11 protein-coding genes are annotated in these 14,412 nt (G+C 46.3%); 9 read left to right on the forward strand and 2 right to left on the reverse strand.

Annotated elements, in window-relative coordinates:
* Positions 1 to 39: 39 nt before the first annotated feature.
* Together CWE08_RS03280 and CWE08_RS03285 are read left to right on the forward strand one after the other, a co-directional pair.
* Entirely contained in the window at positions 40 to 912 is an 873-nt protein-coding gene (locus tag CWE08_RS03280) for an AAA family ATPase (protein ID WP_126765611.1), read from the forward strand.
* Between the two features lie 5 nt (positions 913 to 917).
* Positions 918 to 2,084, forward strand: a complete 1,167-nt coding sequence (locus tag CWE08_RS03285; RefSeq protein ID WP_126765612.1) for a vWA domain-containing protein — start codon at positions 918 to 920, stop codon at positions 2,082 to 2,084.
* A gap of 18 nt (positions 2,085 to 2,102) precedes the next feature.
* Here the strand turns inward: CWE08_RS03285 and CWE08_RS03290 are convergent, their stop codons facing one another.
* Positions 2,103 to 2,915: a TlpA disulfide reductase family protein gene (locus tag CWE08_RS03290; protein ID WP_126765614.1), complete on the reverse strand. Its 813-nt coding sequence runs from the start codon at positions 2,913 to 2,915 to the stop codon at positions 2,103 to 2,105.
* A 256-nt stretch (positions 2,916 to 3,171) separates the two neighbouring features.
* Here CWE08_RS03290 and CWE08_RS03295 point away from each other — a divergent pair, with 256 nt between their 5' ends.
* From CWE08_RS03295 to CWE08_RS03315, 5 genes are all read left to right on the forward strand, one after another.
* Entirely contained in the window at positions 3,172 to 4,578 is a 1,407-nt protein-coding gene (locus CWE08_RS03295) for a cytochrome ubiquinol oxidase subunit I (protein WP_126765616.1), read from the forward strand.
* Positions 4,575 to 5,582, forward strand: a complete 1,008-nt coding sequence (cydB, locus tag CWE08_RS03300; protein WP_126765618.1) for a cytochrome d ubiquinol oxidase subunit II — start codon at positions 4,575 to 4,577, stop codon at positions 5,580 to 5,582. Before CWE08_RS03295 ends, cydB begins: the two co-directional genes overlap by 4 nt.
* Positions 5,569 to 7,392, forward strand: coding sequence for an ABC transporter ATP-binding protein/permease (locus CWE08_RS03305; protein ID WP_126765620.1), 1,824 nt, complete (start codon positions 5,569 to 5,571; stop codon positions 7,390 to 7,392). Before cydB ends, CWE08_RS03305 begins: the two co-directional genes overlap by 14 nt.
* Positions 7,382 to 9,220: an amino acid ABC transporter ATP-binding/permease protein gene (locus CWE08_RS03310; RefSeq protein WP_198677064.1), complete on the forward strand. Its 1,839-nt coding sequence runs from the start codon at positions 7,382 to 7,384 to the stop codon at positions 9,218 to 9,220. Before CWE08_RS03305 ends, CWE08_RS03310 begins: the two co-directional genes overlap by 11 nt.
* A gap of 208 nt (positions 9,221 to 9,428) precedes the next feature.
* Positions 9,429 to 11,192 (forward strand): putative bifunctional diguanylate cyclase/phosphodiesterase, encoded by a 1,764-nt coding sequence (locus CWE08_RS03315; protein WP_126765624.1) that lies wholly within the window; start codon positions 9,429 to 9,431, stop codon positions 11,190 to 11,192.
* Here CWE08_RS03315 and CWE08_RS03320 read toward each other — a convergent pair.
* Positions 11,175 to 12,047 carry a LysR family transcriptional regulator gene (locus CWE08_RS03320; RefSeq protein ID WP_126765626.1) on the reverse strand — a complete coding sequence of 291 codons (873 nt, stop codon included), beginning with the start codon at positions 12,045 to 12,047 and terminating at the stop codon, positions 11,175 to 11,177. The two genes, CWE08_RS03315 and CWE08_RS03320, sit on opposite strands and share 18 nt — an antisense overlap.
* A 228-nt stretch (positions 12,048 to 12,275) precedes the next feature.
* Between CWE08_RS03320 and CWE08_RS03325 the strand changes: the two genes are divergently transcribed.
* Together CWE08_RS03325 and fghA are read left to right on the forward strand one after the other, a co-directional pair.
* A complete protein-coding gene (locus CWE08_RS03325; RefSeq protein ID WP_126765627.1) occupies positions 12,276 to 13,394 on the forward strand; it encodes an S-(hydroxymethyl)glutathione dehydrogenase/class III alcohol dehydrogenase in 1,119 nt (372 codons plus the stop codon).
* Between the two features lie 25 nt (positions 13,395 to 13,419).
* Complete coding sequence (gene fghA / locus CWE08_RS03330) at positions 13,420 to 14,307, forward strand: S-formylglutathione hydrolase (RefSeq protein WP_126765629.1); 888 nt, start codon at positions 13,420 to 13,422, stop codon at positions 14,305 to 14,307.
* Positions 14,308 to 14,412 lie beyond the last annotated feature (105 nt).

The following is a 14,412-nucleotide window of genomic DNA, read 5'->3' on the forward strand; positions in this document are numbered from 1 at the left end:
TGGCGCTAATTTTTTGGGCGTTCGAAAGTGAGAGATTATATGGCGGGAACGGGAAGTAAAAGCGCAGCGCAGAATGGTTTTCAAAGCACAGCGAATTACATTGTATCGAACGAATTAGCCTTGGCGGTGAATGCGGCGGTTACTTTGCAGAAGCCGTTATTGATCAAAGGTGAGCCGGGTACGGGGAAAACCCGCTTGGCGGAAGAGTTGGCAGCCGCGCTGGATACCAACCTTCTACGTTGGCACATAAAATCAACGACGAAGGCGCAACAAGGCCTTTATGAATATGATGCGGTTTCGCGCTTACGTGATAGCCAGTTAGGCAGCGAGAAAGTGCATGATATTAGTAATTACATTAAACCGGGCAAGCTATGGTTAGCCTTCAGTGCTGAAAAACGGCCGGTGCTATTAATTGATGAGATTGATAAGGCGGATATTGAATTTCCCAATGATTTGTTGCACGAACTCGATCAAATGGAGTTTCATGTTTATGAAACCGGTGAGCAAATAAAGGCTAAGCAACGGCCCATCGTTATTATCACTTCGAACAATGAAAAAGAGCTCCCCGATGCATTCTTACGCCGCTGTTTCTTTCACTACATTCGATTCCCTGATGCCGAAACACTTGCCGCGATTGTGGCGGTACACTTCCCAAATATCCAGAAACAACTTTTAGCAACCGCGCTAGAAGTATTTTTTGATTTACGGCAAGTGCCAAACCTGAAAAAGAAACCATCAACCTCAGAATTACTCGATTGGTTAAAGCTTTTATTGGCTGAAGATATTAGCCCTAGCGATTTAACTAAATCTGATGGCGGCTTAATGCCGATGTTTGGTGCGTTGCTGAAAAATGAACAGGATGTTGAGTTAATAGAAAAGCTTGCGTTTATGTCACGTCGGGGCGCACGCTAAATTTTATGCTTATTGAATTTTTCTTTCGGCTGCGGGCGCATGGTTTAAAGGTAAGCATTACGGAACTTTTAGATTTACTGAATGCCCTCGAGCAACAGGTTATCTTTGCTAATATCGACGATTTCTATTCACTTTCACGCATGGTGTTAGTGAAAGATGAAAGCCAATACGATCGCTTTGACCGTGCGTTTGCTGAATATTTCGAAGGGGTGAATGAGGTGGATATTGCCGCCTCAATCCCGCAAGAATGGTTAGAGAAAAGTTTGCAGCGTCAATTAAGTGCTGAAGATAAAGAAAAACTAAAAGCACTGGGTGGTTTGGATGAGCTTTTAAAGCAGTTCAATGAGCGCTTGGCTGAGCAACAAAAACGGCATGCAGGTGGCAATAAATGGATTGGCACTGGTGGCACTTCGCCTTTTGGTGCCTATGGCTATAATCCAGAAGGTATTCGAATCGGCCAAGAGGGCAGCAATGCCCGCCGTGCTGTGAAGGTTTGGGATAAGCGCGAGTTTGCTGATTTAGATACCGATGCGGAACTGAGTAATCGAAATATCAAATTAGCTTTAAGGAAGCTCCGGAAATTCGCGCGCACAGGGGCAGCAGATGAACTTGATTTGGCTGCAACCATTCGTGCCACGGGCAAAAAAGGGATGCTTGATTGGCAATGGCAGCAAGAGCGCCACAATGCCGTGAAAGTGCTCATTCTGTTTGATGTGGGTGGCTCAATGGATGATTACATCTATGAATGCCAGCAGTTATTTGCAGCGGTACGCTCGGAGTTTAAACACCTCGAATTCTTTTACTTTCATAACTGTGTGTACGAGGGATTATGGAAGAGCAATCAACGTCGCTTCAAAGAACAAACACCACTTTTAGAAGTACTCAATAAGTATGGCAGTGATTACAAGTTGTTCTTCGTTGGCGATGCCACCATGGGGCCTTATGAAATTGCTTACCCGGGTGGCAGTGTTGAACATTGGAATGAAGAGCCGGGGCAGGTGTGGATGCAGCGCTTATTAAACCACTACCCAAAAGCGGTGTGGCTAAACCCACAACCACAAGAGCGCTGGGATTATTATCATTCCATTCATATGATGCGCGATATTATGCAGGGCCGAATGTATCCGCTCACCCTTGCCGGCATTGGCGATGCAATTCAAAGCTTGCGCTAGATAAAGCCTATATCCCTATCATTCATCACTACTAATTAGCTCTATCGCTTGCTGCAGGCGAGCAGGCGAGAATTCGCCTACATGAGTATCAATAAGCATGCCTTCGGCGTTGAAAAACAAAGTAGTGGGAAGGGCAAAAGAGCCTATTTCGTTACTCAAGCGATTATTATGATCAAGCAACATATCCGTGAGATTTAGGTTTTGCTCAGCAACAAAATCTAACACTTGCTGCTTGGTATCACCCTGATTCACAGTAACAATGGCAACATCAGGCCATTTTGCTTGCGCATCTTCAAGTAGCGGCATTTCTCGAACACAAGGCGGGCACCAAGTGGCCCATAGATTCACAACCATAGGTTGGCCCAAGTACTCACGGTTTAAATAGGCGGTGCGGTCGTCTAAAGTTTGTACTTGTACGTTGGGAACAAAAAGTTCGCCGCCATATTTATGCTGGTAATAACCATTCATTGCTGTATAAGCAATAGCGCCGGATACACACGCGATAGTAAGAGGTTGCCAAATTTTTCGATTGCGGCTTATTTCCCACACCGCCATCAGAATTGACCCCACAACGCCTGCCCAAAGGTCGAAACCACCATCACGAATATTGATAATTTGCCAGGGTGCTTCAGCGTATAATTCAAAGTAACGAACAATAAAGCTGATACGAGCAACAAGAATGCCTACCGCTAAAACGTGAAAAACAGAATCAGAAATAGCCACTTTGTATTTTTTACTTACCAACCACGCCATAAGCATGGTTACCACCACTGCCAAAACAAATATAAACTGCAGCATACCCATGGCAAACGGGCCAAATGAAACCGACATAATCTAATCTACCTTGCGTTAATCTTCGTAGTGAATGTAGGTATGTTGCCACCAAACTTGATCTAGCTCAATGTTCTGGTGAATGTAGTATTTTCTTGCCAACAAAAGGAGCGTAAACTGAATATTAGCATGTGCTAATTAGATTAAGGTGTGCTAATTTGCCACGGCTTGCAAAACTTTTAAAGCTATCAATTGAGCGTATACTTTTATATGAAATCTTGGTTGATAGATAATTGCTGTAACGAGGAGCTCTACCATGGATCTTGATCCGCTCTTACTCTCGCGAATTCAATTCGCATTCGTAGTATCATTTCACGCAATATTCCCTGTATTCACTATTGGTTTGGCGTCATATATTGCTGCGCTAGAAGGCCTATCGTGGCGAACGAAAAATCCAGTGTGGGAACGATTATCGAGGTTCTGGATTCAAGTATTTGCTGTTGTTTTCGGTATGGGCGTTGTATCCGGTATCGTGATGGCGTTTCAGTTTGGTACTAACTGGAGTAATTTCGCCTATGCGGGCGCTAACTTCTTAGGGCCAGTACTGAGTTACGAGGTGGTTACTGCGTTTTTCCTCGAAGCAGCGTTCTTAGGTGTACTGCTATTTGGGCGGGGTAAAGTGCCCCAGGGCGTGCATTTCTTTGCCGCAGTAATGGTAGCCGTGGGCACCTTTATTTCTTCATTCTGGATTCTTTCTGCGAACAGCTGGATGCAAACACCGGGCGGTTATGAGTTGCGTGATGGTATGGTGCATGTTACCAGCTGGGCCGATGCAATTTTCAACGCCAGTTTATGGCCGCGCTTCTTCCACATGGGCTTAGCGTCGTTCTTAACCGGTGGCTTTGTGGTTGCCGGTGTGAGTGCTTGGTATTTGTTGCGTAAGAAAGATGTAGAGGTGCATAAACGTGCGCTTTCCATGTCGTTATGGTTACTCCTTATCATTGCACCAGCGCAAGTTGTGGTGGGTGATATTCATGGTTTAAATACGTTTGAGAATCAACCTACGAAAGTAGCTGCGATGGAAGGGGTGTGGGAAACCGAACGTGGCGCGCCATTGCTCTTGTTCGCAATTCCTGATCAAGAAGCTCAAACCAATCATTTTGAAATTGGCATCCCGCGTTTAGCAAGTTTTATTCTTACCCACGATTGGGATGGTGAAGTGCAAGGCTTAAAAGAAGTGCCGCCAGAAGAGCAACCACCGGTGGCTATTGTGTTCTGGTCGTTCCGGATCATGGTGGGCATAGGCATGCTAATGGTGCTCTTCGCGATAACCGGCTTAGTACTGCGCCGCAAAGAGGCTTATGCTCGTACAACTTGGTTCTTACAAGGTATGCGGTTCATGGCCATTAGCCCCTTTATTGCTGTGCTTGCAGGCTGGTTTGTGACCGAAGTAGGCCGTGCGCCATGGTTAATTTACGAAGTAATGACTCATGCGCAAGGCTTAACGCCCTCGCTTACGGGCGGCATGGCACTGTTTACCTTGATTGGTTATATCTCGGTATATGCGGTGGTATTCGCAGCTGGTTTGTATTATCTGATGCGCGTATTGCGTGTGGGTGTAGCGCCCGAGCATGAGATGACGACCGCCGATAGCAATAACCAACGGGCGAAACGTCCGTTATCAGCCGCTAGTGCCGCTTGGGAAGAGGAGACTCAACAATGAGCGAACCCGTATTTGATCTAACTATTATTTGGGCCGGCATTATTGCGTTTGGCGTAATTATGTATGTGCTAATGGATGGCTTTGATTTGGGGCTTGGGGTGCTATTCCCATTTGCTCCGAGCGAAGATGCCCGCGATGTTATGATGAATTCCGTAGCACCGGTTTGGGATGGTAATGAAACCTGGTTGATTCTGGGGGGAGCCGGTTTATTGGCCGCATTCCCATTGGTTTATGCCGTATTCCTTCCGGCACTATACATTGGTGTGTTTTTACTGCTGGCAGGGCTAATTTTCCGCGGTATTGCTTTTGAGTTTAGGTTCAAAGCGAGAACGTCTAAGTATCTGTGGAATTGGTCATTCGCGATTGGTTCAACGGTAGCGGCATTCGCCCAAGGTGCTGTAGTAGGCGCCTATATTCAGGGCTTTAATGTTGAAAACATGGCCTATGTGGGCGGCGCTTTAGATTGGTTAACACCCTTTACGGTTTTAACTGGCCTCGGCTTGGTAGCGGGCTATGCTTTGTTGGGTGCTACTTGGTTAATTTTGAAATCTGAAGGTGATATTCAAAATTGGGCATTTAAAATAACGCCATATCTACTCATTGCGGTGTTAGTTATCTTCGCGATTATCAGCATTTGGACTCCTTTTGTGGATGCCTTTGTTGCTGAGCGTTGGTTCAGCGGTATTAGCTATATCTGGTTATTCCCAGTGCTCACATTACTGAGTGCCGTGTGGTTGATTCGAGCGTTGTATCAGCGTCGCGATGGCACGCCATTCGTAGCAACTATGAGCATGTTTATCTTTACCTACCTCGGGTTGTTAGCGAGTAAATTCCCATATGTAGTGCCACCAAACTATACATTGTGGGATGCAGCCTCAGCGCACGAATCACAGCTATTCTTATTGCTAGGGTTATTGTTCGTGATTCCAATTGTGTTGGTGTATACCGCATGGACTTACTGGGTATTCCGCGGCAAGGTAACAGCAGACGTTGGCTACCACTAAACCTGAAAAGCCCTTTGCGGCAGAGAAGAGATATCTCGCAAGAATAGGAGCGGCCACCGGCCGCTCTTTGTTCTGGGCAAAGCTATATGGCAGTTTGCAAGCCATTGCGCTGATTGTGCAGATGGGGTTGTTTGCGTGGTTGGTTTATGCCGCATTACAGGGCGAAACCGTGGCAACCCTAATGCCCTTTGCTCTGAGTGCGATAGCTGCTATTGCGGTGCGCAGCATAGCCAACTGGCAGTATCAACGCTGGGCGCTCAAGGCTTCCGATAGCGCTCAAGATGCAGCGCGGTACAATTTGCTGCAATTTTGGCAACAGCAAATGCAAAACTTCTCGTGGCAGCGCATGGGCGATGCTAGCGCTGCTAACGATTTAGTTGAGCCGGTGAATTCACTGGCGGGTTACTACTCACGCTTTTTACCTCAAATTTGGTTAGCTACCTGGCAACCCTTGCTTATTCTGGCTGTTGTTTTTTATCTTGATTGGCTCGCCGGATTATTTTTACTTCTGAGCGCTCCTTTGATTCCGGTGTTTATGGCGCTGGTGGGTATGGGGGCGGAACGAATTCATCAGAAGCAAGCGGTGGCGGTGCAACGTATTGCTAGTTTATTCATTGATCGTGTACGTAATTTAACCTTGCTATTTTTAATGCAAAAGCTGCCCATGGCAGAAAAACAAGTGGCTGTTGCAAGCGATGAGTATCGTGCACTGAATATGCGTACTTTGAAAATCGCCTTTTTATCTTCGGCAGTTTTGGAGTTTTTTGCGGCAATAGCGATCGCCGCAATTGCTATCTACATTGGCTTTTCCTTACTTGGCTATTATGAGGTTGGACCGGGCGCCGAGCTCACATTGTTTTCGGGATTGTTTATTTTGTTGTTGGCGCCGGAGTTTTTTCAACCAATACGGTTACTTTCTCAGTTTTATCACGATCGTGCCGCGGCTCTGGGTGCGGCAACTATTCTTGCGCCGCAAACATGCGCTGCAGATCGCGAAAATAGCGCCGCTAGCCTGAAGTGCGCGGCTAGCCCGAACAACACGGCTAATAAGGATGTAAGTGAAGCAGCACAAGAGCAACCAGAGTATCCTGATACTAATCTAGTGCATACTCAGGCATGCCAATTCCAATACGAATCGCGCAATCAAACTATTTTCATTCCGGAACTTAATTTGCAGGTAGGGCAAACATTGTTACTCCAAGGCCCATCGGGAGCGGGTAAGAGTACGGTGCTACAGCTTTTAGCGGGGTTGTTGCCATGGCCGAAAGAGGCTGATGCCAGAGCACTAAATTCGGTTGCCTACCTACCACAAAGCCCGTGGATAATTTATGGTTCCATTGCCGATAATTTGCGCTTGTTCACGCCGGATGCAAGTTCTACTGCGTTACATAAAGCCATGCATGATATGGGCTTAGCACCGCTCATTCAGCGCTTACCCCATGGGCTAGATACCCAGATTGGTGAGAGTGGTGCTGGGATATCCGGCGGTGAGGCAAAACGCTTAACCTTTGCGCGTTGGCTTGTGGCCATTGAAACTGGTTTCACTCCAAAACTGATGCTGCTCGATGAGCCCACGGCTGCTCTCGATGATACTTCCGCCCAGTATATTGTGGCAACAGTAAAACGGCTGCGTAAACAGGGCATAAGTATGGTGATTGCAAGCCATAGTGATGATTTTACTGCATTAGCAGATCGCACTGTTTTGTTTGAAAAGTTCGCTGAGCCTGATGAAACTGCAAAATCTTTCGATACCGAGGAAAGTAGCAGGGCCCCAGCTCGTATTAACGCTGGAGAACAGAATGAAAAGTAATTCGAAGAAAAGTACAACTATTCTTCAAAATATGTTCTACAAAGGTTTAAAACAGGAACGTAAACGCCTGCTGTTGGGCTTCGCTTGTATGTTTGTAACCGCGGCGGCAGGCGTGGGTTTACTCGCACTTTCAGGTTGGTTTATTACAGCCTCGGCACTTACTGGAATTGCCACGGCGGCTGGTATTTTAGTGCTTTTTGATATTTTCACCCCAGGCACTGGTATTCGTGTGTTTGCGTTAATGCGCACCGTAGGTCGATATTTCGAAAGGATATTTCATCACGATGCGGTGTTAAGAGTGCAAGCCCGTTGGCGAGTTGCTTTTTTTCATCGTCTTAGCCAAAAACCGGCGCACAGCTTTGCAAAACTTCGCACGGGAACCGTGTTACAGCGATTGACGCAAGATTTAAATATTTTAGACGGGCTGTACTTGCGCTTGTTGGCTCCGCCAGCTGTGGCCGGGTGGATGCTAATTCTCGTGTTGATTCTGATTAGTGCGTTCAGTTGGCGGGCCGCACCCGAAATTATATTTTTGATAGCTGTTGTTTTGCCGTTTCTTTGGTATTTAGCCGTGATTAAAGCACGCCAAAAAACCGAAGCATTAGGCCGGCAAGAGCTGCGAGCAAGTGCCGCATTTCGGCAACAAAGCATGGATTTTTACGAGGGGATGGCAGAGCTTTTTGGTGCTGGTAGGCTGGCACAAAATAGCGCTGAGCAACGCCAGTTAGGGGCGACTATTAATCGATTTGGCCAAGAACGCCTGCAGCGAATAGCGGCCATTGAAAATGTGCTGCAGTTCTTATTGCAGAGTTTAGCTCTAGCCGTTTTGCTTTTCGGCTTGCATGCCTATAGCCAAGAGCAGATGAGCTTGCCGATAGCGGTTATGCAAGCACTAGCCATTTTAGCCTTAGCCGAAGTGCTGGTGCCCTTGGCTGAACAGAGCAGCCAGATTGGGCTGGTGAATGAAGCTGCGGAACGCTTGCATGATTTGAATGGGCCTGCGCCTAGTGGGAATCAAAGGCAAGCAGCGGCACTTCGCTTTACCGATAAGGTTAAGGCCACAGCTGCCACAGCTAACATCGAAAACGCAGAGGGCACAGCTAACACGGTTAACACACAAAGCGCCGCTAACAGAGCTAATATAGAGATTGCAGAGAATACAGAGAATACAGAGAATACTGGGGAAGCCTTGCCGGGTTTGAATTTACAAGGCCTGAAACTACCCCTTCGGGCTGGTAAGATTACCGCGGTGTTAGGGAGTTCTGGCTCTGGGAAGAGCACAATGGCGCAGGTTTTTGCCGGAATACGTGAGCTTCCTGGCATTCAGGTGTTTATAGAAACAGATGAAGCAAACGATAAAGTAAGCAATAAAACGCAACCCGATAGTAGTTGGTTAGGGCAATTAGGCTACGTTACCCAAGCAAATTTAGTATTGGCGGGTACCATTGCCACCAACTTGCGTATTGCGGCTCCTCGTGCAAGTGATGAGGAATTGTGGCGAGCACTTACGTTTGCAGCCTTCGCCGATGAAGTGAGGGCAATGCCTGAGCAGTTGGAAACCTGGGTGGGTACAGCGGGTTTAGCTATATCCGGAGGCCAAGCGCGGCGCCTTGTGTTGGCGAGGTTATATCTACAAAATCCAGCTGTGGTGATTTTAGATGAGCCATGCACCGGCTTGGATGGAATGACTGCAACGAAGATTAAGAATACCTTAGAAGAATGGTTGGTAGGGCGCACGTGCTTAATGCTCGGGCATAAAACCGAAGCGCTACCGAAAGCTCATTATTATTTCAAAATAGCGGAAGGGAAGTTACAGAGCCTGGGTTAAATAGCTTTAGTTAAGTAGCTTTAGTTAAATAATTTTAGCTAAGTAGCTTTGGCTAGATTGTTTTAGTCTATATTTCCAGCGCTGCGGCGGTGCGTTTATCGTAGATCAAATATGAGAGTTGTCATAGTGATCGCATGAAACCTGTTTAGCTACTACAATACAACCCATTGCAATCATTCTTCGAGCGAAGAACTACTGTTAGGGCTTTATGAAAAATAAATCGAACGCTGATACTCAAGTAAAAACTAACGAATCAGCGAGCGTTAAAACGACGGGCAAAAAAAACAATGTGGGCAAGCGGCTAGGGGCTAATCAAGAGAACACTTCTGAACACCAATGGTTATTAAATTTTTTTGATTGTTTGTTTGATGCAATTGTGATCATTAATCAAGCAGGCACTATCGTTGCTTTCAATCGCACCGCACAAAGTATGTTTGGGTATTATCCGCGCGATGTGATCGGCCGCAATGTAAGTATTCTAATGCCGCCTTCCATGGCCCAACAACATCAAAATTTTATGCATAATGCAATGTATGGTGCTGGCCCCCGCGTATTGGGACGGCAGCGCGAACTTGAAGCCCAACGCAAAGATGGCTCGTTATTTCCGGTTACCATTGGTATCAATGAAGCTGATTGGCTTGGCGAGCCTTGTTATATCGGCTCGATCCGCGATATTTCTGAACGTAGAGAAGCGGAACAAACCATTGAAAGCTTATCGATGTTTGATGCCCTTACGGGCTTACCGAACCGAGCTAACTTTATAAAACTCGTACAGCACCAACTGCATTACAGCAATGTGCGCGTTGTTGCGATAAATATGGACTACTTTAATCGTATTAATATCGCCCAAGGCGAGGATGAAGGTGATGAGGTGCTTCGTGTAATCGCCGGCCGCTTAAGTTATCTAGTTTCAGAATATAACGGCGTGTTGGCGAAAGATATTGAAGATCGGTTTTGGATTGGTATTCAAGTATCCGAAGAAGAGGGTAAGGGGTATCATCAGAAGCGCATGAGCCGCTTACTTTCAGTGCTGCGGGAAGAAATTATTATCAACGGCCGCCGTTATAAACTTACTGCAAGCATTGGGCTGGCTACCATGGAAAAGGGAGGCAGTGCCTCAGAAATTGTGGCCCATGCCGAAACTGCCGTGCATCAAGCGAAAACCAACGGGCGCGATCAATTTTCCGTTTACAAAGGCATAATGACCACTCAGGTTGTTGCGGATTTCAAGCTTGAACAAAAACTTCGTGCTGCGGTGCAAGGTAATGAAATCGAGTGCTGGGTTCAAAGTAAGGTAAATGGTGATGGCCAAGTTATTGCGGCCGAGGCGCTCGCGCGTTGGCGCCATAAAGGTAATCTTGTAAGCCCAGATGAATTCATTCCGTTAGCTGAACGCTTGGGTATCATTAATGATATTGGTGATATCATGAGCCGTGCAGTTGCTCGAGCTATACGCGCCGTACGGCAATATCAACCGGCTTTTAAGATCGCGATGAATGTTAGCCCACGGCAATTTATGAATGAATATTTCGTAGCTAATCTCTGCGCTATATTTGTCGAAGAAGAGGTTGATTTAGCAGGCCTGCAAATCGAAATTACAGAAAACCTGTTGATCCATGATATTGAGCGGGTGAAGGTGATAATGGATGAACTAGCAGCGCAAGGTGTGAGTTTTTCCGTTGATGATTTCGGCACTGGTTACTCTAATTTGCAACGTTTGCAGTGGATTCCGGTAACGGAATTAAAAATCGATCGGCAGTTTGTACAAGGTGGTATGGAGGGTGGCCGACCGCAGGTTTTACTCGAAACTATTATTTCAATGAGCCAAAATTTAGGTATGAGCACTGTGGTTGAAGGTATTGAAACTGAGCAACAATTCAAATACTTGCGAGCTAAGGGAATTGAGGAGTTTCAGGGATTCTTTTTCCATCGTCCTGAGCCTGTAGCGGAATGGTTACAAACGCTCAACTAGGAATTCAACTAAATGCCGAACCTTTGCGGAAAGATGACGATTCTGTGGGTAAACAGCCCAAATGCCATCATCGGGTAGCCGATAATCTTCTAACAGCATCCGTAAATCACCGCTGCGAATCGCCGCTTTTACATAGTAATCTGGCAATTGCGCTAAACCTAAGCCACATAATGCCGCATTTAAGAGAGTAGGGCCGCTGTTACAGCGTAAGCGGCCATGTGGTTTAAATGAGATAGGTTTACCCTGTGCGTTTAAGATACGCCAGGTATCTACGCTACCGAGTAGACATTGATGTTGGCTGAGCTCTGCTGGAGATTGTGGTTCGCCATATTTTTTTAAGTAACTCGGAGCGGCCACTATATGCTGGGTTCGGGAACTTAGGCGGCGAGCGATAAGCGACGAGCTCTCCAGTTGCCCTAACCGGATAGCGAGATCGAAGCTACCTTGTATGAGGTCAAGTTTATTATTAGTAAGTTGCAAATCAAGCTCCACCTCTGGGTAAGCGAGCAGAAATTGATTCAATAATGGTGCCAAATGATTTTCGCCATAGTAAACCGGTGCAGTGATCTTTATGAGCCCGCGAGGTGTTAGTTTAAGGTTAGTAATACTGCGATTCGCCTCATCTAAGCTGCTTACTAAATTGCGGCAATGTTGTAGGTAAAGCGCGCCCTCTTCGGTGAGGCTAACTTTTCGCGTAGAGCGATAGAGCAGTTTGATATCCAGCCTTGCTTCGAGTTCGCTAATATTGCGACTAACTTGCGCCACGGAAATTCCGAGTTGTTGCGCAGCATGGGTGAAACTATTGGTTTCTGCTACTGCGGTAAATTCGCTAATGCCCTGCCAGATTTTGGTCATGTGGTTGCCTTTATGCCGTGGCTAGTTCGGTTGCTTGTATTTGGCTAATGTTTATTGGCTAACGTTCGCCAGTTAGCGCTAGTTAGTTACCGTGATTTAATTGCAATTGATTAGTCCATTATTGCATAAATGAAAAAGTAAATTTAATTAATCACTATTATCATTTAATGAGAAATAATTACAATAGAAAGCTGTATCTTCACGTTCATAAACCTCAAGGAATTAACAATGGACACGATAAAAACACGGGCTGCTGTTGCATGGGGCCCAGGGGAACCGCTAAAAATCGAAGAAGTTGATTTAATGCCGCCACAAAAAGGCGAGGTACTTGTGCGTATTGTGGCTACCGGTGTTTGCCACACGGATGCGTATACGCTTTCCGGCTCTGATCCTGAAGGGATTTTCCCAGCCATCTTAGGCCATGAAGGTGCCGGTATTGTCGAGGCGATTGGCGAGGGTGTAACCTCTGTTGAGGTAGGGGATCATGTGATTCCGCTTTACACCCCAGAATGTGGCGAATGTAAATTTTGCACATCAGGCAAAACCAATTTATGCCAAGCGATTCGCAATACGCAAGGGCAGGGCCTTATGCCTGATGGTACTACGCGCTTTTCAAAAAATGGGCAGCCAATTTATCACTATATGGGAACCTCTACGTTCGCGGAACATACAGTAGTGCCAGAAATAGCGTTAGCCAAAATTAGTAAAGATGCGCCGTTGGAAAAAGTTTGCCTTCTCGGTTGTGGTGTTACCACCGGAATGGGTGCGGTGAAGAATACGGCGAAAGTAGAAGAAGGCGATACGGTTGCTATTTTCGGCCTCGGCGGTATTGGCCTCTCGGTCATCATTGGTGCAGTAATGGCAGGCGCTAGCCGGATTATCGCTATTGATATTAATGAATCGAAGTTTGATATTGCGAAAAAATTAGGTGCAACCGAGTGCATTAACCCGAATGATTACGATAAACCGATTCAAGAAGTGATTGTAGAAAAAACCGATGGCGGCGTTGATTATTCCTTTGAGTGTATTGGTAACGTGAAAGTGATGCGCTCAGCGCTCGAAAGTTGCCATAAAGGTTGGGGTGAATCGGTAATTATCGGTGTTGCTGGTGCCGGTGAAGAAATTTCAACTCGCCCGTTTCAACTGGTAACAGGCCGAGTTTGGCGGGGTAGCGCGTTTGGTGGCGTGAAAGGGCGCACGCAGTTACCTGATTATGTAAACCGTTATTTGGCCGGCGAATATGAGCTTGATACCTTCATTACGCACACCATGGGTTTGGAAGATATCAATAAAGCGTTCGATTTAATGCATGAAGGGAAATCAATTCGCAGTGTTATTCACTATTAATTGTTTTTGAGTAAAGGAGCGTGCTATGGCATTTTTTACAGGTGTTCGGTTTGCCGGTAAGAACGCAATTGAATTAAAAGACGAGAAAAAAGCGTTTGGTGGTAAACAATTGCGTTTTCGCCACAATTCGGGTGTATTGAATTGCGCCATGGATTTCTCTGTGTTTCTGCCGCCCCAGGCTGAACGCGAAAAAGTGCCTGCAGTGTATTGGCTCTCTGGGCTTACTTGCACTGATGAGAATTTCTCCAGTAAAGCTGGCGCTCAACGAGTAGCGGCTGATTTGGGCATAGCACTCATCATTCCAGATACGAGCCCGCGAGGCGATGGTGTGCCCGATGATCCTGATGGGGCTTATGATTTTGGTTTAGGTGCTGGCTTTTATGTTAATGCCACTGAGCAACCCTGGGCCAAGCATTATCAAATGTATGATTACATTGTGAAAGAGCTACCTGAATTGGTGGAATCAGGCCTTCCGCTTACTTCTGACCGCGCTATTAGTGGCCATTCAATGGGCGGCCATGGAGCGCTTGTTATTGGTTTACGGAACAGTGAACGTTATCAATCAATTTCAGCGTTTGCACCGATAGTAAATCCAATCAACTGCGCTTGGGGTAAGAAAGCGTTCAGTGGGTATTTGGGGGATGATGAAAGCCAATGGCGGCAATACGACGCTACCGTGCTTTTGCAAGAACGCGATAGCCGCAGCCACGATATTCCACCGATTTTAATCGACCAAGGAGATGCCGATAATTTTTACCCCGATCAACTGAGAACCGAAGCTTTAATTGCGGTGAACAATGAAACCAGTGCTGGCGCGAAAATTCGTTATCAACCTGGCTATGATCATAGCTATTACTTCATTGCGAGTTTCATTGAAGAACATTTGCATTTTCACGCTAGTAATCTTAGGTAACTATTAGCCCGTAAATAATTAGCCCCCAAGAATTGGTTAACTCAGTTCTTGGGGGCTTTTTTTTGCGGCTTCCACAATGATTGATCTACACAGCAGGGATGATTA

Source organism: Aliidiomarina iranensis, from assembly GCF_003987135.1.
Classification (GTDB): Bacteria; Pseudomonadota; Gammaproteobacteria; order Enterobacterales; family Alteromonadaceae; genus Aliidiomarina; species Aliidiomarina iranensis.